Source organism: Thermomonospora echinospora (assembly GCF_900108175.1).
Taxonomy (GTDB): Bacteria; Actinomycetota; Actinomycetes; order Streptosporangiales; family Streptosporangiaceae; genus Thermomonospora; species Thermomonospora echinospora.
The window spans coordinates 138377-159819 of the sequence record NZ_FNVO01000005.1 but is presented as its reverse complement, the minus strand read 5'-3'; the positions used below and the strand labels follow the sequence as shown (position 1 = coordinate 159819).

Annotated in this window: 23 protein-coding genes; 16 read left to right on the top strand and 7 right to left on the bottom strand. The window is 72.1% G+C overall.

The features are described from left to right. Nucleotides 1-7: 7 nt before the first annotated feature. Nucleotides 8-1558 carry a polyamine aminopropyltransferase gene (locus tag C4U03_RS13745; protein ID WP_103938507.1) on the top strand — a complete coding sequence of 517 codons (1551 nt, stop codon included), beginning with the start codon at nt 8-10 and terminating at the stop codon, nt 1556-1558. Here C4U03_RS13745 and C4U03_RS13740 read toward each other — a convergent pair. After that, nucleotides 1555-2274, bottom strand: coding sequence for a MerR family transcriptional regulator (locus C4U03_RS13740; RefSeq protein WP_103938135.1), 720 nt, complete (start codon nt 2272-2274; stop codon nt 1555-1557). The genes C4U03_RS13745 and C4U03_RS13740 overlap by 4 nt on opposite strands. Before the next feature lie 79 nt (nt 2275-2353). Between C4U03_RS13740 and C4U03_RS13735 the strand changes: the two genes are divergently transcribed. Then, the gene (locus C4U03_RS13735; RefSeq protein WP_103938134.1) at nt 2354-3496 is read left to right on the top strand and encodes an acyl-CoA dehydrogenase family protein; all 1143 of its coding nucleotides are present in this window, start codon (nt 2354-2356) and stop codon (nt 3494-3496) included. A gap of 152 nt (nt 3497-3648) precedes the next feature. Here the strand turns inward: C4U03_RS13735 and C4U03_RS13730 are convergent, their stop codons facing one another. Genes C4U03_RS13730 through C4U03_RS13720 form a run of 3 tightly spaced genes read right to left on the bottom strand, consistent with a single transcriptional unit; the run spans nt 3649 to nt 6057 of the window. After that, complete coding sequence (locus tag C4U03_RS13730) at nt 3649-4422, bottom strand: ABC transporter permease (protein WP_103938133.1); 774 nt, start codon at nt 4420-4422, stop codon at nt 3649-3651. Continuing rightward, nucleotides 4419-5381 (bottom strand): ATP-binding cassette domain-containing protein, encoded by a 963-nt coding sequence (locus tag C4U03_RS13725; RefSeq protein ID WP_103938132.1) that lies wholly within the window; start codon nt 5379-5381, stop codon nt 4419-4421. Before C4U03_RS13725 ends, C4U03_RS13730 begins: the two co-directional genes overlap by 4 nt. Nucleotides 5382-5394: 13 nt before the next feature. Next, nucleotides 5395-6057 (bottom strand): DUF4097 family beta strand repeat-containing protein, encoded by a 663-nt coding sequence (locus C4U03_RS13720; RefSeq protein WP_103938131.1) that lies wholly within the window; start codon nt 6055-6057, stop codon nt 5395-5397. Nucleotides 6058-6279: 222 nt separating this feature from the next. Between C4U03_RS13720 and C4U03_RS13715 the strand changes: the two genes are divergently transcribed. Together C4U03_RS13715 and C4U03_RS13710 are read left to right on the top strand one after the other, a co-directional pair. Then, nucleotides 6280-7029 carry a helix-turn-helix domain-containing protein gene (locus tag C4U03_RS13715; RefSeq protein ID WP_103938130.1) on the top strand — a complete coding sequence of 250 codons (750 nt, stop codon included), beginning with the start codon at nt 6280-6282 and terminating at the stop codon, nt 7027-7029. 288 nt (nt 7030-7317) lie between these two features. Next, nucleotides 7318-7515 (top strand): hypothetical protein, encoded by a 198-nt coding sequence (locus C4U03_RS13710; protein WP_103938506.1) that lies wholly within the window; start codon nt 7318-7320, stop codon nt 7513-7515. A gap of 80 nt (nt 7516-7595) precedes the next feature. On the opposite strand, the gene C4U03_RS13705 is transcribed toward C4U03_RS13710, so the two are convergent. Further along, nucleotides 7596-8438: a hypothetical protein gene (locus C4U03_RS13705; RefSeq protein WP_103938129.1), complete on the bottom strand. Its 843-nt coding sequence runs from the start codon at nt 8436-8438 to the stop codon at nt 7596-7598. A 44-nt stretch (nt 8439-8482) separates the two neighbouring features. On the opposite strand from C4U03_RS13705, the gene C4U03_RS13700 reads away from it, so the two are divergent. Together C4U03_RS13700 and dapE are read left to right on the top strand one after the other, a co-directional pair. After that, a complete protein-coding gene (locus C4U03_RS13700) occupies nt 8483-9319 on the top strand; it encodes a 2,3,4,5-tetrahydropyridine-2,6-dicarboxylate N-succinyltransferase (protein WP_103938128.1) in 837 nt (278 codons plus the stop codon). Between the two features lie 160 nt (nt 9320-9479). Next, on the top strand, nt 9480-10538 hold the full coding sequence (gene dapE / locus C4U03_RS13695; protein WP_103938127.1) for a succinyl-diaminopimelate desuccinylase: 1059 nt from the start codon (nt 9480-9482) through the stop codon (nt 10536-10538). Nucleotides 10539-10709: 171 nt separating this feature from the next. Here dapE and C4U03_RS13690 read toward each other — a convergent pair whose 3' ends face one another. After that, on the bottom strand, nt 10710-11300 hold the full coding sequence (locus tag C4U03_RS13690; protein WP_160146978.1) for a TetR/AcrR family transcriptional regulator: 591 nt from the start codon (nt 11298-11300) through the stop codon (nt 10710-10712). A 101-nt stretch (nt 11301-11401) separates the two neighbouring features. Here C4U03_RS13690 and C4U03_RS13685 point away from each other — a divergent pair, with 101 nt between their 5' ends. From C4U03_RS13685 to C4U03_RS13670, 4 genes are all read left to right on the top strand, one after another. Beyond that, on the top strand, nt 11402-12841 hold the full coding sequence (locus tag C4U03_RS13685; RefSeq protein WP_103938505.1) for a DHA2 family efflux MFS transporter permease subunit: 1440 nt from the start codon (nt 11402-11404) through the stop codon (nt 12839-12841). Nucleotides 12842-12874: 33 nt separating this feature from the next. Then, nucleotides 12875-13675: an LOG family protein gene (locus C4U03_RS13680; RefSeq protein ID WP_103938125.1), complete on the top strand. Its 801-nt coding sequence runs from the start codon at nt 12875-12877 to the stop codon at nt 13673-13675. Then, a complete protein-coding gene (locus C4U03_RS13675) occupies nt 13675-14265 on the top strand; it encodes an LOG family protein (protein WP_103938124.1) in 591 nt (196 codons plus the stop codon). The genes C4U03_RS13680 and C4U03_RS13675 overlap by 1 nt, the downstream gene beginning before the upstream one ends. Before the next feature lie 222 nt (nt 14266-14487). After that, nucleotides 14488-15804 carry an alkaline phosphatase PhoX gene (locus C4U03_RS13670; protein WP_103938123.1) on the top strand — a complete coding sequence of 439 codons (1317 nt, stop codon included), beginning with the start codon at nt 14488-14490 and terminating at the stop codon, nt 15802-15804. Between the two features lie 67 nt (nt 15805-15871). Here C4U03_RS13670 and C4U03_RS13665 read toward each other — a convergent pair whose 3' ends face one another. After that, nucleotides 15872-16537, bottom strand: coding sequence for a hypothetical protein (locus tag C4U03_RS13665; RefSeq protein ID WP_103938122.1), 666 nt, complete (start codon nt 16535-16537; stop codon nt 15872-15874). A 55-nt stretch (nt 16538-16592) separates the two neighbouring features. Between C4U03_RS13665 and C4U03_RS13660 the strand changes: the two genes are divergently transcribed. The 6 genes from C4U03_RS13660 to C4U03_RS13635 all read left to right on the top strand — a co-directional run bounded on the left by C4U03_RS13660 (nt 16593) and on the right by C4U03_RS13635 (nt 21345). After that, nucleotides 16593-17093 (top strand): hypothetical protein, encoded by a 501-nt coding sequence (locus C4U03_RS13660; RefSeq protein ID WP_146087363.1) that lies wholly within the window; start codon nt 16593-16595, stop codon nt 17091-17093. Next, nucleotides 17090-17560, top strand: coding sequence for an SRPBCC family protein (locus C4U03_RS13655; RefSeq protein WP_103938120.1), 471 nt, complete (start codon nt 17090-17092; stop codon nt 17558-17560). The genes C4U03_RS13660 and C4U03_RS13655 overlap by 4 nt, the downstream gene beginning before the upstream one ends. Continuing rightward, entirely contained in the window at nt 17557-18144 is a 588-nt protein-coding gene (locus tag C4U03_RS13650; protein ID WP_103938119.1) for a DNA-3-methyladenine glycosylase I, read from the top strand. Before C4U03_RS13655 ends, C4U03_RS13650 begins: the two co-directional genes overlap by 4 nt. 109 nt (nt 18145-18253) lie before the next feature. Beyond that, entirely contained in the window at nt 18254-19204 is a 951-nt protein-coding gene (locus tag C4U03_RS13645) for a YbgA family protein (RefSeq protein WP_103938118.1), read from the top strand. Between the two features lie 278 nt (nt 19205-19482). Further along, nucleotides 19483-19650, top strand: coding sequence for a DUF3117 domain-containing protein (locus C4U03_RS13640; RefSeq protein WP_103938117.1), 168 nt, complete (start codon nt 19483-19485; stop codon nt 19648-19650). Between the two features lie 237 nt (nt 19651-19887). Next, on the top strand, nt 19888-21345 hold the full coding sequence (locus tag C4U03_RS13635; RefSeq protein WP_103938116.1) for a leucyl aminopeptidase family protein: 1458 nt from the start codon (nt 19888-19890) through the stop codon (nt 21343-21345). Nucleotides 21346-21443: the final 98 nt, after the last annotated feature.

The following is a 21443-nucleotide window of genomic DNA, read 5'->3' as shown; positions in this document are numbered from 1 at the left end:
GCTCCGGATGCCGGTGCGCACCGCGCGGGTACTGGTGCTGCTGGCGGTGTTCGCGTGCGCGGCCTGCGGGCTGGTGTACGAGCTGGCGCTGGTGGCGCTGGGCAGCTACCTGATCGGCAACTCGGTCACCCAGGCGTCGGTCGTGCTGTCGGTCATGGTCTTCGCCATGGGCGTCGGCTCGCTGGCCGCCAAGCCCCTGCAACGGCACGCGGTCGTCGCGTTCGCGGCGGTGGAGGGCGCGCTGGCGCTGCTCGGCGGGCTGTCGGTGCTCGCGCTGTACGCCGCCTACTCCTGGCTGGGCCTGTACACGCCCGCCCTGGTGGCCATCGCGTTCGGGGTGGGCGCGCTGATCGGCGCGGAGATCCCGCTGCTGATGACGCTGCTGCAGCGGATCCGCAAGCAGGACGCCGGCAGCGCGGTGGCCGACCTGTTCGCCGCCGACTACGTGGGGGCGCTGCTCGGCGGGCTGGCCTTCCCGTTCCTGCTGCTGCCGCTGTTCGGGCACATCAAGGGCACACTGCTGGTGGGCGCGGGCAACGCCGTGGCGGGCATCGCGGTGGTGCTGTGGCTGTTCCGCGGGCAGGTGCGGCGGGGCGCCCGGCTGGCGCTGTGGACGGGCCTGGCGCTGGTGCTGGCGGTGCTCGGCGGAACGTACGCGCTGGCTGACCGATTCGAGGTGTCCGCGCGGCAGGCGCTGTACCGCGACCCGATCGCCCTGGCCGAACGGACGCCCTACCAGGAGATCGTGATCACCCGTTCGGTGGCGCTGTCCGGCCGTCCGGACCTGCGGCTGTTCCTGAACGGCGACCTGCAGTTCTCCTCCATCGACGAGTACCGCTACCACGAGGCGCTGGTGCATCCGGCCCTATCGGGCACGCGCGGCAACGTGCTGATCCTCGGCGGCGGGGACGGGCTGGCGCTGCGCGAGGTGCTGCGTTACCGCGACGTCCGGCAGGTCACGCTGGTGGAGCTGGACCCGGAGATGGTCAGGCTGGCCCGGACGTACGCGGAGATGGCCGAGCTGAACTCCCGCGCCTTCGACGACCCGAGGGCGCACGTGGTCAACGCCGACGCCTTCTCCTGGCTGCGCGACCTGGTGGCGTCCCGGGCGGGCACGTTCGACGCGGTGGTCGTGGACTTCCCCGACCCGGACGACGTGCCGACCGCCAAGCTCTACTCGGTGGAGTTCTACGGCCTGCTGCAACGGGCGCTCGCACCCGGCGGCCGGGTGGTCGTCCAGTCGGGCTCGCCGTTCTTCGCGCCGCGCTCGTTCTGGTCCATCGAGAAAACCATCCGGTCGGCCGGGCTGGCGACCGTTCCGTACCACGTGGACGTGCCGAGCTTCGGCGACTGGGGCTACGTGCTGGCCGCCGCCGGCCAGGACGCCCCGGGGCTGCGGATGGACCCGGCCGTCTCCGGGCTGCGGTTCCTGGACGCCGACGTGCTGCGGGCGTCGGCGGTGTTCGCCAGGGACCTGCGGCGCGACGACGTGGAGATCAACACGTTGGTCAAGCCGAAGCTGATCGACTATCAGCGCCAGGAGTGGCGCGACCTCTAGTCCCGGTCGTCCTCGTCGCCGGGCACGGACTTGCGGATGGCCCGGTCGACGGCGTGCTGGAACGAGGTGACCAGTGACTGGATCATCAGCGGCTTGAGCCGGTTGGCCATCTCCAGCAGCATCTCCCGCTCCCGCGGCTGTCGCCCCCGTTCCCGGTACGGGCGCACCACGCTGTCCTGGAAGTTGCGCTGGAGCTCCTCGGCCAGCGCGGTGGTGTGGCGTTCGACGGCCTCGTGGGAGGCGGCCAGGGTCTCCAGGGGCAGCGGCAGCGCGGCCAGTTCGGCGCCGACCCGCAACAGCCCCGTGCTGATCACCCGAACCGTGTCGCCGGACGCCTGCTCCACCACGCCCAGCGCCTCCAGCCGTTTGAGGACGTCGTCGTCCAGGTGCCGTCCGGCGCGGCGGTCCAGCTCGTGCCGGTCCATCTCCTCGGGGCGGTCGGGGGTCCAGGGCGACAGCAGGGCGCGTTGCAGCGCCAGGTCCTCCGGCGGGGCGTCCTCGGGGATGCGCTGCAGATGGTGCTCGATCGCGGCCAGCGTCAGCCCGAGCGACTGCAGCTCGCGGACGAGCTCCAGCCGGGCCAGGTGCTCGGCGCCGTAGAGGCCGGTGCGCCCGCGCAGGCGAGGGGGTGGCAGCAGGCCGCGTCCGGCGTAGTAGCGCACGGTCCGGACCGACACCCCGGCCCGGGCGGCCAGCTCGTCCACCGTGAGCTCCATGCGCCCTCCCTTATGTGACAGTCCCGGTGTTACATTAAGCCTGCATCAGGAAGCACTTACAACTGAGGAGACCCGCCGGATGGGACGCGAGATCTTCACCGAGGAACACGAGGCCTTCCGCGACATGGTGCGGTCCTTCATCGAGAAGGAGATCGCCCCGTACCACGAGCAGTGGGAGAAGGACGGCATCGTCTCCCGCGACGTGTGGCTGGCCGCGGGCCGGCAGGGGCTGCTCGGCATCGAGGTGCCCGAGGAGTACGGCGGGGGCGGCATCGACGACTACCGCTACTACATGATCTTCAATGAGGAGCTGGCCAGGGCCGGGGTGCATGGTCCCGGGTTCGCGGTGCACAACGACATCAACGGCGCCTACCTGCTCAAGCTGTGCAACGAGGAGCAGAAGCGCCGCTGGCTGCCCGGCTACTGCTCCGGCGAGATCATCACCGCCATCGCGATGACCGAGCCCGCCGCAGGCTCCGACCTGCAGGGCATGAAGACCACCGCGGTCCGCGACGGCGACCACTACGTCCTCAACGGCTCCAAGACGTTCATCTCCAACGGCATCCTGTCCGACCTGGTGATCGTTGCCGCCAAGACCGACCCGTCGGCCGGGGCGCGCGGCGTCAGCCTGCTGGTCGTCGAGCGCGGCATGGAGGGCTTCGAGCGGGGCCGCAACCTCGACAAGGTCGGCATGCACGCCCAGGACACCGCCGAGCTGTTCTTCGACAACGTCCGGGTGCCCAAGGAGAACCTCCTCGGCGAGGAGGGCATGGGCTTCATCTACCTGATGCAGAACCTGGCCCGCGAGCGGCTGTCCATCGGCGCCACCGCCCTGGCCGGTGCCGAGACCGCCTTCGAGCAGACCCTGGAGTACTGCAAGACCCGCGAGGCGTTCGGCCGCCCGATCGGCAAGTTCCAGCACAACCGGTTCACGCTGGCGGAGATGAAGACCGAGCTCACCGTGGCCCGCGCGTTCACCGACCAGTGCGTGCTCAAGGAGAGCGAGGGCGAGCTGAGCGCCGAAGAGGCCGCGATGCTCAAGTACTGGAACACCGAACTGGTCAAGACGGTCGTCGACCGCTGCGTCCAGCTCCACGGCGGCTACGGCTACATGACCGAGTACCCCATCGGCAAGGCCTACCAGGACGTCCGCATCCAGACCATCTTCGGCGGCACCACCGAGATCATGAAGGAGATCATCGGCCGTAGCCTCGGCGTCTAGGCCGACCTGGGTTTCTGGGCTCTCGTGCGGCCGAGGGTGTGGCCACCTCAAGATCATCGCGATGGGCGGTGCGGCCGCGGAGGGGGTGGCGTGCGAACGGGCCGCCAGACCCGTTGAGCGGGGTCTGGCGGCCCTGTCCGGTCGGTCCACGGTCAGGCCTTGTCGAAGGTGTGCTTGGCCCACAGGTAGGAGGCGGTGGCGATGCCGGTGCACCAGGCGGTGGCGATGGCGGCGCTGTTGCCGATCGGGGTGCCGAGCAGGAGGCCGCGGACGGTCTCCATGATCGGGGTGAAGGGCTGGTACTCGGCGAACCAGCGTAGGACGGCCGGCATGGAGTCGGTGGGGACGAAGCCGCTGCCGAGGAAGGGCAGGAAGACCAGGGGCATCGGGGCGTTGCTGGCGGCCTCGGGGGTCGGGGACTTCATGCCGAGGGCGACCGCGAGCCAGGTGACGGCCACGACGAGCAGGGTGAGCAGGCCGGTGGCGGCCAGCCATTCGACGGGTGTCGCGTTGGGCCGGAACCCGATGGCCAGGGCGACGCCGATGACGACGGCCATGCCGAGGAGTTGTTGGATGACGCTGCCGACGACGTGGCCGGTGAGGACTGAGGCCCGGGAGATCCGCATGGTGCGGAAGCGGGCGATGATGCCCTCGGTCATGTCGGTGGCGACCATGACGGCGGTTCCGGTCGCGGCCGTGGCCGCCGCCATGAGCAGGATGCCGGGGACGACGTAGTCGACGTAGACGTCGCGGCCGCCGCCGAGGCCGGCGCCGAGGGTGCCGCCGAAGACGTAGACGAACAGGACCAGGATGATGACGGGCGTGACGACCAGCTGCACGGTCATGGACGGGTAGCGGAGCAGGCGCTTGAGCTGGCGCCGGACCATGGTGGCCGAGTCGCGCAGGGCGAGGGTGAGGGTGCTCATCGGACGGGCTCCTTGTCCTGGTCGCCGTTCTGGCCGGTGAGGGTGAGGAAGACGTCGTCGAGGTCGGGGGTGTGCATCGACATCTCGTCGATCTCGATCGAGTGCTCGTCCAGGACGGCGAGGACCTGCCGGATCACCCGGACGCTGCCGTCGCTCGGTACCTGCAGGGTGAGCGCCTCGGGGTCGGGGGTGCCGAGGCCGAGGACCAGCCGGGCCGCGTCGAGACGGCCCGGGTCGGCGAACTTCAGCAGGACGTGGCCGCCGGGGATGAGCCGCTTGAGCTCCTCGGCGGTGCCTTCGGCGATCAGCCGCCCGTGGTCGAGCAGGGCGATCCGGTCGGCGAGCTCGTCGGCCTCCTCCAGGTACTGCGTGGTCAGGAAGATGGTGACGCCGCCGGCGACGAGTTCGCGGACGATGCCCCACATGGTGCGGCGGCTGCGCGGGTCCAGGCCGGTGGTGGGCTCGTCCAGGAAGATCAGGCGGGGATCGCCGACCAGGGTCATCGCCAGGTCGAGCCGGCGCTGCATGCCGCCGGAGTAGGTGGCGGCGGGCCTGCCGGCCGCGTCGACCAGGTCGAAGCGCTCAAGCAGTTCCTTGGCCTTCTGCCGGCCCGTGCGCTTCGGCAGGTGCTTCAGATCGGCCATGAGGAGCAGGTTCTCCTCACCGGTCAGCAGCTTGTCGACCGCCGAGTACTGCCCGGTCACCCCGATCATGCCGCGCACATCGTCGGCCTGACGGTTCAAGTCGTATCCCGCGATCTGGACCTGGCCGCCGTCGGCGCGGATCAGCGTGGACAGGATCTGCACGGTGGTGGTCTTGCCGGCGCCGTTCGGGCCGAGCAGGGAGAAGATCGTTCCTTCGGGGACGGCCAGGTCGATGCCGTCCAGGACGACCTTGTCGCCGTCCTTGTCACGGTAGGACTTGCGCAGCCCGTTCGCCGCGATGGCCAGGTCGGTCATGGTGGTGCTCCTTTTAGAGGCTGCGGGCGGCGATGTCGCCCTGGGAGGTGGTGGCGTGGATGTCGAGTCCGGCGGTGCCGTCGTTCTTGAGGGCGTTGGTGATGCGGCCGTAGCCGGTGCCGGCGTCCAGGGAGGCCGAGACGCCGGCGGCGGCGCCGACCGAGATGTCGCCGGACCGGGTGCGGAGCACGACCTTGCCGCGCACGGCCTCGGCGATCCGGATGTCGCCCCTGTGGGTGCTGATCTCCGCGGGGCCGCCCAGCCGGCCGACCTCGACGTCGCCGTCGATCGCAGTGAGGCGGACGCTCGCGGCCTCGTCCAGCTTGATCTGGTGGTACGCGCCTTCGAAGACGACGTCACCGAGGCGGCCGACGACCCGGAGTTCGGTGCAGGCCGCCTTCCCCTCGACCCGGGAACCGGCCGGCAACCGGACCGTCACCTCGATGGATCCGGAGGGGCCCAGGTACTGGTTCTTCGCCGAAGTCTCGATCCGCAGGACGCCGTCGGCGTATTCGACCTTGGTCTGCTCCGCGGCCTTCACGTCGCGGCCCTTGGCGGCGTTCGCGGGCAGGACCTCGACCACGGTGTCGGCCCGGTCGGCGGCGATGAACCGCACGCGCCCCGCGGGGATGTCCAGGACGGCCGAGATCGGGGCGGGGGTGTCGAACTTCTGCATCGTGCTCTCCTGCGACTCGTTGTTTCGAACACCGGAAACGCTACGTTGCGTTCAAGAATCTCACAACGCTCTCGTTGCATAAAAGTCACATCTATGCAGGTAGTGACGATAAGATCGTTGCAATGGATGATGACTTAACGCAACATACAGCACTGGATTCGTTGCAATCGCAAGGGGTGAACGCTATGCTTGGGGCATCACGGACGCACGAAGGAGAGCGCGATGCCAGGGGGCAGGCTCACCCACGCCGAACGCCGGCAGATCGCCTTGGGGCTGGCGGATGGGCTCGCCTACGCGGAGATAGCCAGAGGTCTCGACCGGCCGACCTCGACGGTCACGCGTGAGGTGATGCGCAACGGCGGCCCCACCGGCTACCGCGCCGACCTGGCCCACCGCGCCACCGAACGGCGCGCCCAGCGGCGCCGGCCTGCCTCGTCCCGAGGTGCGCAGTCGGCCCCCCGGCCGCACGGACACGACGCCGAGGCCCTCCGTGAGTACGAGGAGACGTTCACAGACGTCCTCATAGCCTCAGGCGTGCCCAAGATGATGGCGCGGGTGCTGGTCTGCCTCTACACCACCGACTCCGGCAGCCTCACCGCCGCCGAGCTCGTCCAGCGCCTCCAGGTCAGCCCGGCGTCCATCTCCAAAGCGATCGCCTTCCTGGAGAGGCACACCCTCGTCCGCCGGGAACGCGACGAACGCCGCCGCGAGCGCTACGTCGTCGACGGCGACCTCTACTACCAGTCGATGATGGCCAGCGTCCGGGACATCACCAGGCAGGTCGAGGTCGCCCGGCAGGGCGCCGACGTGCTCGGCCCCGACACCCCGGCCGCGGTCCGCCTCGAGAACATCGCCCGCTACCTCGACTTCGTCGGCGAAAGCCTCGCCCGCGCCGCGGAACAGGCCCGCGAGATCCTCTACACCCCACCCAAGGAAGCCCTGGACGGCGGGGCGAACGACCACCCGGAGTGACAGACGGAGCCGATAGACCCCTACGGCGAAGGCTACGTCGGCGGGGAGTTCGGCTTTGCCGAAGTTGTGACATAGCGGTGCTGGACGGGGGAACGCGCGGTGGGTCGGGGACAGGAGCCGTAGCAGGAGAGGGGTGGTGGTTCCATGACGACCGCGACCCACAAGCAGACGAAGGGCACCCCGGTCCGCGGAGTGCCGACCGGTAGAGGGGGGCGTTCGCAGGCCGCTTTCGAGCCCGGGAGCTGGCGGCGCGCTGCGGCCCGCTCCAGAGAGCACGGTGCCACGCGCTTGGAGCTGCCCGTGGTGGGCACCGTCAAGCTCCCACCGCGCAATCAGCTCGCCTTCATCGGAGGTGTCGGCCTCCTCGCCATGGCGGGAGTGATCGATTGGCCCGTCGCGGCCGTCATCGGCCTAGGGCACCTGCTGGCCGGCGACCGCAGCGACCAAGCCGTCCACGACTTCGGGGAAGCCCTGGAACAGGCTTGAGCCACCAGGGACGTTGACCGCCGCCGGGCGGCGGGATACATCACCAGGAACCCGTGCCGGTACGTCCGGCTCCGCAGGGATCAGCGGATGGCGACGTGGTCGGCGGGGGCGTGCCCGTCCTCGGTCCAGCCGTCGTGGCCCGCCTCGGACTTCCAGCGGTAGCCGGCGTAGCGGACCTCCGACAGGCCGTAGCCCTGGGCGTGGGAGACCGCCCAGGACGCCACCGCCCAGCCGGTACGCCGCGTGGGCACCTTCACCGTGTGCCGGTCGCCGTCCCTGGTCACCGGGAGCCTGCTGGTGCCGAACGTTTGGTGCAGGGCGCGGACGGCCTCCTCCCGCCGCGGCTCGGTCCGCTTGCTGGGGGAGAACCAGCAGCGCACCGCGGCCGGGCGCCGCCCGGTGTACGCCTCGGCCAGTTGCTTGGCCCGGTCCTCGTGCGGGGCGTAGGCCCGGCCGTCGGCACTGCGCTGCACCTGCTGCGCCGCGTCGTGCAGGTCCCGGTCCAGGTAGTCCTTGACCTTCACCAGCGAGTCGAAGAACTTGCTGGTCGCGTAGACCGGGTCGCGCAACTGGTCGACCCGCCCCCAGCCCTGCGACGGGCGCTGCTGGAAGATCCCCACCGAGTCGCGGTCGCCGCCGGGCAGGTTGCGGATGTGCGACTCCTGGATCGCGGTCGCGTAGGCGATCACCACCGCCCGCTCGGGCAGCGACTTGCGGAACGCCACGCCCGCGATGGTCGCCGCGTTGGCGGCCTGCTCCAGGTCCAGCGGCACCGTCCTCTCGACCGCGGCCACCTCACAGTTGGAGCCGTGCAGGTAAGGCCGGACGTACGACCACACCACATAACCGCCGGCACCCAGCGCCACCACGATCACGAGCAGGACCACAACCGGGCGCCGACGCCGCCATTCCCAACCCCGCACACCAAGACCGTACCGGCAGATGGCCACCACTAAGCTCACGTGTCATGACCGATACGTTCACCAGCCCGATCCCCGGTCTCATCGACGAGCTGTGGGAGCGGCGTGACCAGCTCAGCCCCGACGACGCCGACGCCCGCGCGGCGATCGTCGCCGCCGTGGATCAGATCGACACCGGCCAGGCGCGCGTCGCCTTCGTCGACCCGGCCACCGACGAGGTCGTCGTCGACGAGCGGGCCAAGCGGGCGATCCTGCTGAGCTTCAAGGTCCTCGGCATGGTGCGCGCCCAGGTCGGCGACTTCCACCACCACGACCGGATTCCGCTCAAGACCCGCCTGGACGGCGTGCGCGTCGTGCCCGGCGCCATCGCCCGCTGGGGCGCCTACCTGGCCCCGGGCGTCGTGCTGATGCCCTCGTTCACCAACATCGGCGCCTACGTCGACAGCGGCACCATGGTCGACACCTGGGCCACGGTCGGCTCCTGCGCGCAGATCGGCAAGAACGTCCACCTGTCCGGCGGCGTCGGCATCGGCGGCGTGCTGGAGCCGCCGAACGCCGTCCCGGTCGTGGTGGAGGACGACGCCTTCGTGGGCTCGCGCTGCATGGTCGTGGACGGCGCCCGGGTCCGCCGGGGCGCCAAGCTCGGCGCCGGCGCCATCCTGACCAAGACCACCCGCGTATACGACGTCGAGACCGGCGAGGAGCTCCCGCGCGGCGAGGCCCCCGCCTGGTCGGTGTGCGTCAGCGGCACCCGGCCCAAGAAGTTCCCGGGCGGCGAGTTCGGTATGCAGTGCCTGCTCGTCCTCAAGCGCCTGGAGGAGGGCCAGCAGCACGACAAGCTCGCCCTCAACGAGATCCTCCGCGAACACGGCGCCAACGCCTGACCGGGGTCCTGCGGCACCGGGCCGGTGGTCTGGCGGCCGCCCGGCCCGGTTGGAGTGGGTCCTCCCGGTCGCCCTTCGGCTCTTCGGGCACCGACTTCCGTTGCTGTGGTGCGACCGGCGTCACACAGGGGATGCGGGCGCGTCGGTATGGTCGGGTGTCATGAGGCTGGACCTTGGCGCGGACGTGGCGGAGCTGACGGCGGCGATCGTCGATGTCGAGTCGGTGAGCGGATCGGAGAAGGACCTCGCCGACGCCGTCGAGGAGGCGTTGCGGCCGTTGCCGCATCTGAGCGTCGAGCGGGACGGGGACGCGGTGATCGCCCGGACGTCCCTGGGGCGTTCGGAGCGCGTCGTGATCGCGGGGCACCTGGACACGGTGCCGGTGAACGGGAACCTCCCGTCCAGGGTGGAGGGCGACCGGCTCTACGGGTGCGGCACCAGCGACATGAAGAGCGGGCTGGCGGTGATGCTGAAGCTGGCCGCCACCGTGCCCGAGCCGACGCGGGATGTGACGTACCTGTTCTACGAGTGCGAGGAGGTCGAGGCCGCCCGCAACGGGCTGGCCAGGCTGGCCGTCTCGCGCCCCGAGCTGCTGGCCGGCGACTTCGCGGTCCTGATGGAGCCCACCGACGCCGCCATCGAGGGCGGCTGCCAGGGCACCATGCGCGTCGAGGTGACGGCACGGGGGGAACGGGCCCACAGCGCGCGGGCGTGGATGGGCTCCAACGCCATCCACAAGGCGGGGCAGATCCTCGACATCCTGCGGGCCTACGAGCCGCGTAAGCCGGTGGTGGACGGGCTGGAGTACCACGAGGGGCTGAACGCGGTGTTCGTCCGCGGCGGGGTGGCGGGCAACGTGATCCCCGACGAGTGCGTCGTCACCGTCAACTACCGGTTCGCGCCGGACAAGACGCAGGCCGATGCGGAGACGTACCTGCGCGAGCTGTTCGTGGCGTTCGAGGTGAAGGTGGTGGACGCGGCCGAGTCGGCGCGCCCGGGCCTGACCCATCCGGCGGCGGCCGACTTTGTCGCGGCGGTCGGCGGCACGCCCCGGGCCAAGCTCGGCTGGACCGACGTGGCCCGCTTTTCCGCGCTGGGCGTTCCGGCGGTCAACTACGGGCCGGGCGACCCGCCGCTGTCGCACACCAGGGACGAGTACGTGCGGATTCCCCGCATCCACGACTGCGAGCAGCGGATGCGGACCTGGCTCACCTCCTGAACGCCTGACCGGCCGGGACATCGCTCCTCGATCGCGCCGCCTGGCATCAGACCCGGGCCGCGGTCGGCCACCTCCCGCTCGATCGCGGCGGCCCGGCGTTCGAGGAATGCTCAAAACACCGACATAGGGATGTCGCCCACGCCTGCGAGCGTGGGGCCATGGGTCAGAGGTTCATGGCGCGGGCGGACGGATCCCCTGGAGCAGCACGTCGGCGGCGAGCCGGGGATCGAGGCCGTTGCCGACCGCGGCGCCGACGCCGGACAGCAGGGCCAGGAAGCGGCTGAGGTCGATCTCCTCCCGGAGGACGCCGGCCTCGTGGGCACGGTCGAGGAGCCGGGCGACACCCGTCCGGTAGCCCTCGAACTCGGGGGACCACACGGTCTCGCCGGACCCCCGATCCAGCCGCTCGAACGCCTCACGGATGCCCCGGTCGCGGGCCAGCAGGTCGGCCGCGCGGCGCACGAAGACGGTCAGTGCCTTGGCGGGCTCGACATGGGACAGCGCCAGGGTGGCGTGGGCGGCACCGTCGGCCAGCCACTGCCTGCGCAGGGTGTCCAGCAGCGCCCGCTTGGTGGGGAAGTGCCGGTAGACGGTGCCGACGCCCACCCCGGCGCGCTTGGCGATGGCCTCCATCTGCACCTCCTCGCCCTCCTGGGCGAAGGCGGCGCGCGCGGCGGCCAGCACGCGCTCGCGGTTGCGGCGGGCGTCGGCGCGCAGCGGACGCTCGCCGGGGGTGCTCGAGGTGAGAGTCGGCTCGGCCATCGATGTCAAGTCTAGACCCGGATTGACAAGCGGAATCCGCATTCCGTATCGTCCCGGCCATCAAACGGAATCGGAATTCAAGTTCCAGTTAGGATGTGACCGTGTCCGTTGTCCCCTCCCGCTGGTCGGCCCTGGCGCTGCTGGCGGTGACGCAGTTCGTGCTGATCCTGGACGCCTCGATCGTGGGCGTGGCGCTGCCCTCCATCGGCCCCGACCTGGGGTTCGCGCCCGAGGACCTGTCCTGGGTGGCCAACGCCTACACGCTGACGTTCGGCGGGCTGCTGCTGCTCGGCGGACGCGTCGCCGACCTGACCGGGCGCCGCCGCGTGTTCGCGCTCGGCCTGGGCCTGTTCACGGCGGCCTCGCTGGCCGGGGCGCTGTCGGTGAACGCGACCATGCTGGTGCTGGCGCGGGCGGCGCAGGGCGCCGGTGCCGCGCTGGTGGCCCCGGCGGCGCTGTCCCTGGTCATGACGATCTTCGAGCCCGGCCCGGACCGCAACCGGGCGCTGGGCGTCTTCGGCGCGCTCGCCGGGGCGGGCGGCGCCGCCGGTTCGATCCTGGGCGGCGTGCTCACCGAGTGGCTCGGCTGGCAGGCCACGCTGTACGTGAACGTGCCGGTCGGCGCGGTCGTCATCGCGCTGGCCCCCCGGCTGCTGCCGGCCGGACGGGACGCCCGGCAGCGGGCGCGCGGCTTCGACCTCGCCGGCGCGGTCACCGTGACGGCCGGGCTGACGCTGCTGGTGTACGCGCTGGTGGACTCGGCCGACGCCGGCTGGGGCTCGCCCCGGACCCTGGGCCTGTGCGCCGCCGCGGCGGTGCTGATCGCCGTGTTCGTCGCGGTCGAGGCCCGCTCGGCGCACCCGCTGGTGCCGCTGCGGATCTTCCGGCGGGGCACGCTGCGCGCCGCCAACGTCCTGGCCGCACTGACCACCATGGCGATGTTCCCGATGTTCTTCCTCATGACCTTCTACCTGCAGCAGGTGCTCGGGTACGAGCCGGTCCGGGCGGGCCTGGGCGGGCTGCCGGTCGCGGTGGCCCTCGCCGCCGCCGCGTCCGTGGGCTCCCAGCTGGTCACCCGGTTCGGGTACGCCGTCCCGCTGGCGGCCGGGCTGACGCTGGTGGCCGCCGGGCTGGGCTGGTTCTCCCGGATGTCGGCCGACGGCGGCTTCACGACCGACGTGCTCGGGCCGTCCGTCGTGATGGGTCTGGGCGGCGGCCTGGCGTTCGTGTCGGTCACGATCGCCGCGACGAGCGGGGTCCGGCCCGAGGAGGCGGGGCTGGCCTCGGGTCTGATCAACACCGCCCAGCAGGTCGGCGGCTCGCTCGGCCTGGCGCTGGTGGTCGCCGCCGCCACCGCCCGTACCCAGGACGTGCTCGCGGCCGGTGAGCGGGTGCCGGTGGTCGCCCTGAACGAGGGATACCGGCTGGCCATGCTGATCGCGGCCGGGATCGCCCTGGCCGGCGCGCTGCTGGCCGGCCTCCTCGTCCGGGCAGGGACGGCACGGGCCGAACAGGACGCTCCCCGGCCGATAATGGTCTGAAAACCCGCCGGGTACCGGGCTACCGTGAAGGCCATGGATTCCGAGGACGACCAGCGCACGTACCGGCAGGGGCCCGCGATGCTGCGGGGCAAGGCCATTCCGCACAGCACGACCGACCAGCGACTGCTCGACAGCAGGGGCCCGGTGGACTGGCTGCACGCCGATCCCTGGCGCGTGCTACGCATCCAGGCGGAGTTCGTGGAGGGCTTCGGGCTGCTGGCCGAGCTGGGCAAGGCGGTCAGCGTGTTCGGCTCGGCCCGCACCGACCCCGACTCCGAGGAGTACCGGCTGGGCGTGGAGATCGGCACCCGGCTGGTCGAGGCCGGCTACGCGGTGATCACCGGCGGCGGCCCGGGGATCATGGAGGCCGGCAACCTGGGCGCCGTCAAGGCCGGCGGGGTGTCGGTCGGGCTCGGCATCGAGCTGCCGTTCGAGCAGCGGATGAACGACCACGTCGACATCGGCCTGGAGTTCCGCTACTTCTTCGTCCGCAAGACCATGTTCGTCAAGTACTCGCAGGCGTTCGTGGTGCTGCCCGGCGGGTTCGGCACCATGGACGAGCTGTTCGAGGCGATCACCCTGGTGCAGACCGGCAAGATCACCCGGTTCCCGATCGTGCTGGTGGGCACCGCCTTCTGGGGCGGCCTGCTGGAGTGGATCAAGAACGTGATGCTGCCGGCCGGCAAGATCCACCCCTCGGACCTGGAGCTGGTCCACCTGACCGACGACCCGGCCGAGGTGGTCCGGGTGATCCAGGAGGCGCACGCCGAGGCGCAGCGGCGGCTGGAGGAGGAGGCCGCCGTCCGTGCGGCCGCCGACGAGGCCGGCAGCTGATGGGCCTGGCCGTCTGCGTGTTCTGCGCCTCCAGCAGCCGGATCGACCGGCGTTACCTGGAGCTGGCCGGGCAGGCGGGCGCCGAGCTCGCCCGCCGCGGCCACACCCTGGTCAGCGGCGGCGCCCAGGTGTCGTGCATGGGCGCGGTGGCCCGCGCCGCCCGCGCCGGGGGCGCCCGCACCATCGGGGTCATCCCGCAGGCGCTGGTCAGCGTGGAGATCTCCGACGAGGACAACGACGAGCTGATCGTCACGCCCGACATGCGCTCCCGTAAGGGGGAGATGGACCGGCGCTCGGACGCCTTCCTAGTGCTGCCCGGCGGGATCGGCACCCTGGAGGAGCTGTTCGAGATCTGGACCGGCCGGGTGCTGGGCATGCACGACAAGCCCCTGGTGATCCTGGACCCGTACGGGGTGTACGACCCGCTGCGCGAGCTGATGGTCAAGCTGTCCGACCAGGGCTTCACCCGCCCGAAGATCTTCGACGCGATCGGCTGGACCGGCTCGGTCACCGAAGCCTTCGACCTGCTGGAGGGCGCCCCGGTCCGCATCCAGCCGACCGCCGAGGACTACGCCGAGGCCGAGCCGTGAGCCGCGCCGGCCGGCCGGGCCCCGCCCTCCGCTGACGGAGGGCTCGCCCCACCTCGCCTCCGCCCGTCTCCGTGCCGCCGGAGGCGGGGGCCGCGGGGTCTGGCCGGCGCGGAGGGCTGCGACGTCAACGGCATGATCATGAGTGGTCAACAGGCCGTTCACGCCCGGTTCACGGCCACCCGGAACGCTCCACATGACTGAGTTTCATGCAAAGGAGCACACATGTCCGTTTCTCGCCGCGGCCTCATGAAGGGCGGGACCGCCGGAGCGCTGTCCATCGCGCTGGCCGGCAGCCTGGACACCGTCTTCCGGACCTCGGCCGCCGCCGACACCGGCGCCGGCTACGGCCCGCTCGTTCCGGACCCCAAGGGCGTGCTGGACCTGCCCGAGGGCTTCTCCTACAAGGCGTTCTCGGCGGTGGGCGACCCCATCGCCCCGGGCGTGGTGGTCCCCGGCGCGCACGACGGCATGTCCACGTTCAAGGACCGCCACTCGGGCAACTGGCTGCTGGTGCGCAACCACGAGCAGGGCGGCAGCGGGACCAAGACGGTCGCGCCCGCCGAACTGACCTACGACCCGGCCGCGTTCGGGGGCACCACCACGCTGGAGGTGGACCTCGACGGCAACCTGGTCGGCCACCGCGTCAGCCTGGCCGGCACCGCCACCAACTGCGCCGGTGGCAAGACCCCCTGGCACACCTGGCTGACCTGTGAGGAGACCGAGGGCTTCGGTGCCCAGACCAAGTCCCACGGCTGGGTCTTCGAGGTCGACCCGTGGGGCCGGGCCACCAAGCCCGAGCCGATCAAGGCGATGGGCCGGTTCGCGCACGAGGCCGTCGCGGTCGACCCGCAGACCCACGTGGCCTACCTGACCGAGGACGCCGGCGGGCCGTTCGGCCTGTTCTACCGCTTCACCCCCAACATCCGCCGCGGCGTCTACCACGCCTACCAGGCGGGCGGGACGCTGGAGGCCATGTACGTGCCGGGTCTGCCCGACCTGGCGGCGGTGGACGAGGCCGGCGCCAAGTTCCGCGTCGAGTGGGTGAAGGTGCCCGACCCCGAGGCGGTCACCACCTCGACCCGCAAGCAGTTCGAGAACGGCAAGATCACCCGTAGCCAGAAGCTGGAGGGCGCCTGGTGGGGCCGGGGCGTGTGCTACTTCGTGGCCAGCTACGCCGAGCGCGGCGCCGGTGCGGCCGGTGACCACGCCGGGCAGGTGTGGCGCTACGACCCGCGCAGCCAGATCCTGGAGCTGGAACTGGTCTTCAAGCCGGGCGGGAAGTTCGACGGGCCGGACAACATCACCGTTTCCCCGTACGGCGGCGGCGTGATCCTGGCCGAGGACGGCGACGGCGAGCAGTTCCTGGTCGGCACCACCCGCAAGGGCGAGCCGTTCGCGTTCGCCCGCAATGCCTTCAACGGCAGCGAGTTCGCCGGGGTGACCTTCTCCCCGGACGGCCGCATCCTGTTCGCCAACCGCCAGTCGCCGGGCGTGACCTTCGCCATCACCGGTCCCTGGCACAAGCTGGTGGAGGACTGACGGGGGCACGGGGCGTCGGGGACCGGGGCGGTCCCTGACGCCACGTCCGTTTAGGCCAGGCCACTGTCTAGGCCAGGCCGCGCCGGGTTAGGGCGGGGGGACGGGTCCCTGCGATGGAGGCGACCATGTCCAGCACCTGGCGTACGGGTGCCACGTCCGGCGCGGCCACCCGGAACACCCGCACACCCAGCCACGCGTAGATCGAGACCGCGGCCAGCAGGCCCGTGTCCTCTCCGACGGGCTCGTCGTCAAGGCTCACCATGACGGCGAGCCCGTCCTTCGTCAGCTCCGCCACCCGCTGGGCCGGGGGCCGCGGCCCGGCGTCCACAACAATGCCGTCTGCCCGCACCCCGGCCGTCAGTGCCCGCTGCGGGTCGCGGCACACCAGCCCCGCACCGGTGGCCGCGGCCGTCTCCGCCAGCTCGTCGCCCACCAGCAGCGCCGCCCTACCGCCCGCATCGCCCGGTACGGGCGCGAACTGCGCGACGACCAGGCTGGCCGCCACTGGACCGCCACCCGTGGCCGTGACGATGTCCACCCCCTCGGGGACGTCCCCCGGCCCCGGAACGTCCGCCCATTCCGGAACGTTCACTGGCTCCGGGACGTCCGCCCCCTCAGGGATGTCCGCCCGTTCCGGGACGTCCGTGTGCTCCGGAGGGCGCTCGGCGCCGCCGGAAAGCCAGATCGCGAAGTCCCCCGCGCCGAAGACCCGGGACCCAAGCCGCAACTCCATGCCTGAGATCGTGGCACGATCGTGGTGGGGAGCCCGAACTGAGGGGAGCAAGATCGTGCTTGTGGTCCTCGCCCTGGCCGGCTTGGCCGTCCTGGCGGCGGTCGTCGTCCTCGCCATGGGCCGGGGAGGGGAGCTGACCGAGGTACACGCCGACCACCCGCCGCTGCGGATGCCGACGGGGCGCCGGCTGACCGGCACCGACGTGGCGCTGCTGCGCCTGCCGCACGGCATCTGGGGCTACCAGGTGGACGTCACCGACGAGGTGCTGCACCGGCTGGCCTACGCGCTGAGCGAGCGCGACGCTCGGGTGGCCGCACTGGAGGCTCAGCTCGCCGAACTGCACTATCGCCCCGCCCGGCACGACGACCCCGGGCCCTGGGACGACCCGCAGCCGGTCCCGTGGGAGGAGGCACCCGCCGGCGACCGGCACGACGACCCGGACGACGGCGAGCCCGCCGCCGAGTCCGCCGAGTCCGCCGAGCCCGCCCAGGACGACGACCTCGTGGGGCGGCACGCCGGCGACCTGCCGGGCGCCCCGGGCAAGGAGGCGGGATGAGCACGGTGTCGGTGAGCGCCGACGTCTCCTCCTGTGTCCCGGCCGACCGGGTCTTCGAGGTGCTCACCGACTGGCCCCGGCATGCCGAGTGGATGCCATTCACCCGTGCCGAGGGCGGCCATGAGGTCGGCGCCTCCGTACGGGGGTGGACGGGCGTCGGCCCGGTGGGCTTCCTGGACACCATGGTGATCACCGAGTGGGTGCCGGGCCGCCGGGTGGCCGTACGGCACACCGGCCGGCTGGTGCGCGGCGAGGCGTGGTTCGAGACCGGCCCGCTGCCCGGCGGCGGCAGCACCGTGCTGTGGGCCGAACGGCTGGACCTGCCGCTGGGTCCGCTGGGACGGGCCGGCTGGCTGCTGGTCGGGCCGCCGGTCCGCTGGTTCATGCGGCTGGGCCTGCGCCGTCTGGTCCGGCTGGCCGGAGCCGGAGGAGGCGCGAGCCGCTCCGGCGCCGGGGGGCCGTCATGAGCGCGGCGGTGGTCGGTGCGGACGGGCTGGGCCGCTGCCCCTGGGCTCTGTCGACGCCGGACTACGTCGCCTACCACGACGAGGAGTGGGGCCGCCCGGTCACCGACGACCAGGGGCTGTACGAGCGGCTGTGCCTGGAGGCGTTCCAGTCGGGGCTGTCGTGGATCACCATCCTGCGCAAGCGGGAGGGCTTCCGCGCGGCCTTCAAGGGCTTCGACATGGCCGAGGTGGCCGGATTCGGCCCCGAGGACGTCGCGCGGCTGCTGGCGGACACCGCGATCGTCCGCAACCGCGCCAAGATCGAGGCGGCCGTCGCCAACGCCCGCGCGGCCCTGGACCTGCCCGGCGGGCTGGCCGCGCTGGTGTGGCGCCACGCCGACCACGACGCCCCCGCGCCCCGCACCACCGCGGACGTGCCCGCTTCGACCGCCGGCTCCCGGGCTCTGGCCAAGGAGCTCAAGAAGCACGGGTTCACGTTCGTGGGCCCCACGACCGCCTATGCCCTCATGCAGGCGTGCGGGTTGGTGGACGACCATCTCGCCGACTGTCACCGAAGGGGCGCCTACACGGCGCTACGCCCGTAGAAACGTCATTTTGTGCGCTTTTGGGTGTGATGTCCTCCAGCACGGCGATGAACCGGTGGACGAGGCCGCCGAGAACGCCGGTGCGATGGCGTGACCGGCTGGAGGAGGCATGGAGCACGTACGGCCGCTGGTCGCGGTGTCCAGTTGCCTGCTGGGCGCGCCCGTCCGCTACAACGGCGGGCACAGCCGCGACCGCTTCCTGGCCGAGGAGCTCGACCGGTACGTCGACTGGAGGCCGGTCTGCCCGGAGATCGAGATCGGGCTGGGCGCCCCCCGGCCCACGCTGCGGCTGGTCACCGACAGCGGTGAGGTCCGCCTGGTCACCCGGGAGGGGGACGCCGACCACACCGAGGCGATGCGGGCGCTGGCCGACCGGCGCGCCGAAGAGCTGGCCGGGGTGGACGGCTGGGTGCTCAAGGCCCGCTCGCCGAGCTGCGGGCTGCGCGGCATCCCCCGCTACCGCAAGGGGCAGCCGGCCGACCGCCGCGGCCGGGGCGTCTTTGCCGAACGGCTGACCGAGCGGCTGCCGCTGCTGCCGGTGGAGGAGGAGGGGCGGCTGCACGACGACGTGCTGCGCGCGCACTTCGTCGAGCGGATCTTCGCCCGCGCCCGGCTGCGCGCGCTGCTGGCCGGCGACTGGCGGCCGCGCGACCTGGTGGCCTTCCACACCAGGCACAAGCTGCAGCTCCTCGCCCACGACCCGGACCGTTACCGGCGGCTGGGACGGGTGGTGGCGGAGGCCGGGTCGGCCCCGAGAACGCGGGTCGAGGCCGGGTACGCCGAGCTGTTCGCCGCCGCGCTGGCCGTCCGTCCCCGGCGGGGCAGGCACGTCAACGCGCTGCTGCACGTGTTCGGCCCGATGAGCGAACGGCTCGACGACGCCCGCCGCCACGACATCGTCACCGCCATCGAGGAGTACCGCCAGGGGACGGTGCCGCTCGGCGTGCCGATGGCCCTGCTGCGCCACCACGCCCGCGGCGAGGGCTGCGCCTACCTGCTCGCCCAGACCTACTTTGAGCCCTACCCACGTGGACTGGTGCCGTCGGTGACGATGGCGTGACCATCGCCACACCGAGAGTCACCCCGTCCCGGGCGGCCACGGGCGCCCACCTGCCGGATCATCGGACTGCCGGGCACCGCCGACCATGCCCGCTACCAGGCCGAACAGCGTGCGGCAGGCCTCGCGGACCGGTCCGCCAGGCGATCTGGATGCTGATCGTTACCACTTCGCGGCCGGAAGACGAGATAATGGACCACTACTGATGGTGCGGATGCGAACGGCGGCCACGCGGCCAAGGATGTCCGGCACGCGGCCCTAGGCAGGAAGGGGATGCACGCATGGCGGCGATGAAGCCGCGGACGGGTGACGGTCCGCTCGAAGTGACGAAGGAGGGGCGCGGCATCGTGATGCGCGTCCCGCTGGAGGGTGGCGGACGCCTCGTCGTCGAGCTCTCCGCTGAAGAGGCCAGCGAGCTGGGCGACGCTCTGAAGAACGTCGTCGGCTGACCTGCCGGCCCGGGGACGCCCCCGGATCCCGCAGGCCGTCAGGCACTCCTCGCTTCGCCGTGCGATGGCCTGACCCCTCCCGACGCGGGTCGGGCGATCCTCGCTCCGCTGGAGCCGCACCGTGGTCGCCCGGCCCGGTACGGCTCAAAATCTGACGATTCGCGGTGGGTGGTCCCGGCGTCGGGACCACCGTCGTCACGGCGCCGCGGGTACACCGGCAATGACTCAGGGGGACCAATGCCGATCCACACCCGGATCCGCACGGAACCGGACGCCCGTCCGGTGGGCCGTGTCGCGCTGGACAACGGGGCCGAGCTGGTGGCCGTCCCGGTCCGGCCGGGCCCCGAGGTCCACGGCGCCGATCTCGGCGTCGCACCGCCGCTGGACCCGGCCGACCTGCTGGCCTTTCACGACGCCAAGGGCGAGCCGGGCGAGGTGGTGGCCTGCCCCCTGCGGCTCGGCGACGGCACCGGCGAGCTGCTGCTGTACGGGGTCGGCGACGGGTCGCCGGGCGCGCTGCGCCGGGCGGGTGCCGCGCTGGCCCGCCGTGCCAAGGGCCGCGACGGGCTGGTCGTGCTGGCCCCCGAGGGCGACGCGGCCGCGTTCGCCGAGGGCGCGCTGCTGGGGTCGTACGAGTTCTGGATCGGCGAGGCGCCCCGCAGACGGTCGGTCGGCACCATCACGGTGCTCGGCGCCGACCGGGCCGCCGTTGAGCGCGGCACGGTCATCGCGGAGGCGGCCGCGCTGGCCCGCGACCTGGCCAACACCCCCTCGGTGGACAAGAGTCCGGCCTGGCTGGCCGACCGCGCGGCCGAGCTCGCCGAGCGGTCCGGGCTGGGTGTGCGGATCCGTGACGAGGGCGCGCTGCGCGAGGAGGGCTTCGGCGGGCTGATCGCGGTCGGCGCCGGATCGGTGCGCCCGCCCCGCCTCATCGAGCTGACCTACGAGCCCGAGGGCGGAGCCGACCGGCACCTGGTGCTGGTCGGCAAGGGCATCACCTTCGACAGCGGTGGGCTGTCGCTCAAGCCCAACGACAACATGAAGACCATGAAGACCGACATGGCCGCCGGCGGCGTGGTCATGGCGGTGCTGGCCGCACTGCCGGCGCTGGGCGTGCGGGCCAGGGTGACCGGGTTGGTGGCGGCGGCCGAGAACATGCCCTCCGGCAGCGCCATGCGGCCCAGCGACGTGATCACCCACTACGGCGGCCGGACCTCGGAGGTGCTCAACACCGACGCCGAGGGCCGGCTAGTGCTGGCCGACGCGCTGGCCTACGCCGACGCCGTCCTGGAGCCGGACGCGGTGGTGGACGTGGCCACCCTGACCGGCGCGGCCAAGGTGGCGCTGGGGCTGCGGCACGCCGCGCTGTTCGCCACCGACGACGCGCTGGCCGAGGGGCTCACCGGGGCGGGCACCGCCGCCGGGGAGCCGGTGTGGCGGATGCCACTGGTCGACGACTACCGGGTGGCGATCGAGTCCGAGGTGGCGGACGTGGCCAACATCGAGCGCCGGGGCTTCGGCGGCGGTGCCATCATGGCCGCCCTGTTCCTGCGCGAGTTCGCCGGCAAGCGCCCCTGGGCGCACCTGGACGTGGCCGGACCCGGCCGCGCCACCGCGGACGACGCCGAGATCACCAAGGGGGCCACCGGCTACGGCGCCCGCCTCCTGCTCAACTGGCTCATCGCCCAGAACTAGCGGACCCCACGACCCGCCGGGACGGGTTGCTCCGGATCGTCGGCGGCCCGTCCGCCGGGCTCTGGCAAGCCGGGCCGGCGTTCGGGCAAGCCGGGAGC

What these genes read in the sequence shown, in the direction of transcription:
- C4U03_RS13740 (WP_103938135.1), bottom strand. Translation starts at nt 2,274, where the DNA reads ATGGAGCTCACGGTGGACGAGCTGGCCGCCCGGGCCGGGGTGTCGGTC.
- C4U03_RS13665 (WP_103938122.1), bottom strand. Translation starts at nt 16,537, where the DNA reads ATGGAGTTGCGGCTTGGGTCCCGGGTCTTCGGCGCGGGGGACTTCGCG.
- C4U03_RS13700 (WP_103938128.1), top strand. Translation starts at nt 8,483, where the DNA reads ATGACCGATACGTTCACCAGCCCGATCCCCGGTCTCATCGACGAGCTG.
- C4U03_RS13675 (WP_103938124.1), top strand. Translation starts at nt 13,675, where the DNA reads ATGGGCCTGGCCGTCTGCGTGTTCTGCGCCTCCAGCAGCCGGATCGAC.
- C4U03_RS13715 (WP_103938130.1), top strand. Translation starts at nt 6,280, where the DNA reads ATGCCAGGGGGCAGGCTCACCCACGCCGAACGCCGGCAGATCGCCTTG.
- C4U03_RS13670 (WP_103938123.1), top strand. Translation starts at nt 14,488, where the DNA reads ATGTCCGTTTCTCGCCGCGGCCTCATGAAGGGCGGGACCGCCGGAGCG.
- C4U03_RS13725 (WP_103938132.1), bottom strand. Translation starts at nt 5,381, where the DNA reads ATGACCGACCTGGCCATCGCGGCGAACGGGCTGCGCAAGTCCTACCGT.
- C4U03_RS13645 (WP_103938118.1), top strand. Translation starts at nt 18,254, where the DNA reads ATGGAGCACGTACGGCCGCTGGTCGCGGTGTCCAGTTGCCTGCTGGGC.
- C4U03_RS13730 (WP_103938133.1), bottom strand. Translation starts at nt 4,422, where the DNA reads ATGAGCACCCTCACCCTCGCCCTGCGCGACTCGGCCACCATGGTCCGG.
- C4U03_RS13650 (WP_103938119.1), top strand. Translation starts at nt 17,557, where the DNA reads ATGAGCGCGGCGGTGGTCGGTGCGGACGGGCTGGGCCGCTGCCCCTGG.
- C4U03_RS13690 (WP_160146978.1), bottom strand. Translation starts at nt 11,300, where the DNA reads ATGGCCGAGCCGACTCTCACCTCGAGCACCCCCGGCGAGCGTCCGCTG.
- C4U03_RS13640 (WP_103938117.1), top strand. Translation starts at nt 19,483, where the DNA reads ATGGCGGCGATGAAGCCGCGGACGGGTGACGGTCCGCTCGAAGTGACG.
- dapE (WP_103938127.1), top strand. Translation starts at nt 9,480, where the DNA reads ATGAGGCTGGACCTTGGCGCGGACGTGGCGGAGCTGACGGCGGCGATC.
- C4U03_RS13635 (WP_103938116.1), top strand. Translation starts at nt 19,888, where the DNA reads ATGCCGATCCACACCCGGATCCGCACGGAACCGGACGCCCGTCCGGTG.
- C4U03_RS13655 (WP_103938120.1), top strand. Translation starts at nt 17,090, where the DNA reads ATGAGCACGGTGTCGGTGAGCGCCGACGTCTCCTCCTGTGTCCCGGCC.
- C4U03_RS13735 (WP_103938134.1), top strand. Translation starts at nt 2,354, where the DNA reads ATGGGACGCGAGATCTTCACCGAGGAACACGAGGCCTTCCGCGACATG.
- C4U03_RS13745 (WP_103938507.1), top strand. Translation starts at nt 8, where the DNA reads ATGCCGGTGCGCACCGCGCGGGTACTGGTGCTGCTGGCGGTGTTCGCG.
- C4U03_RS13720 (WP_103938131.1), bottom strand. Translation starts at nt 6,057, where the DNA reads ATGCAGAAGTTCGACACCCCCGCCCCGATCTCGGCCGTCCTGGACATC.
- C4U03_RS13680 (WP_103938125.1), top strand. Translation starts at nt 12,875, where the DNA reads ATGGATTCCGAGGACGACCAGCGCACGTACCGGCAGGGGCCCGCGATG.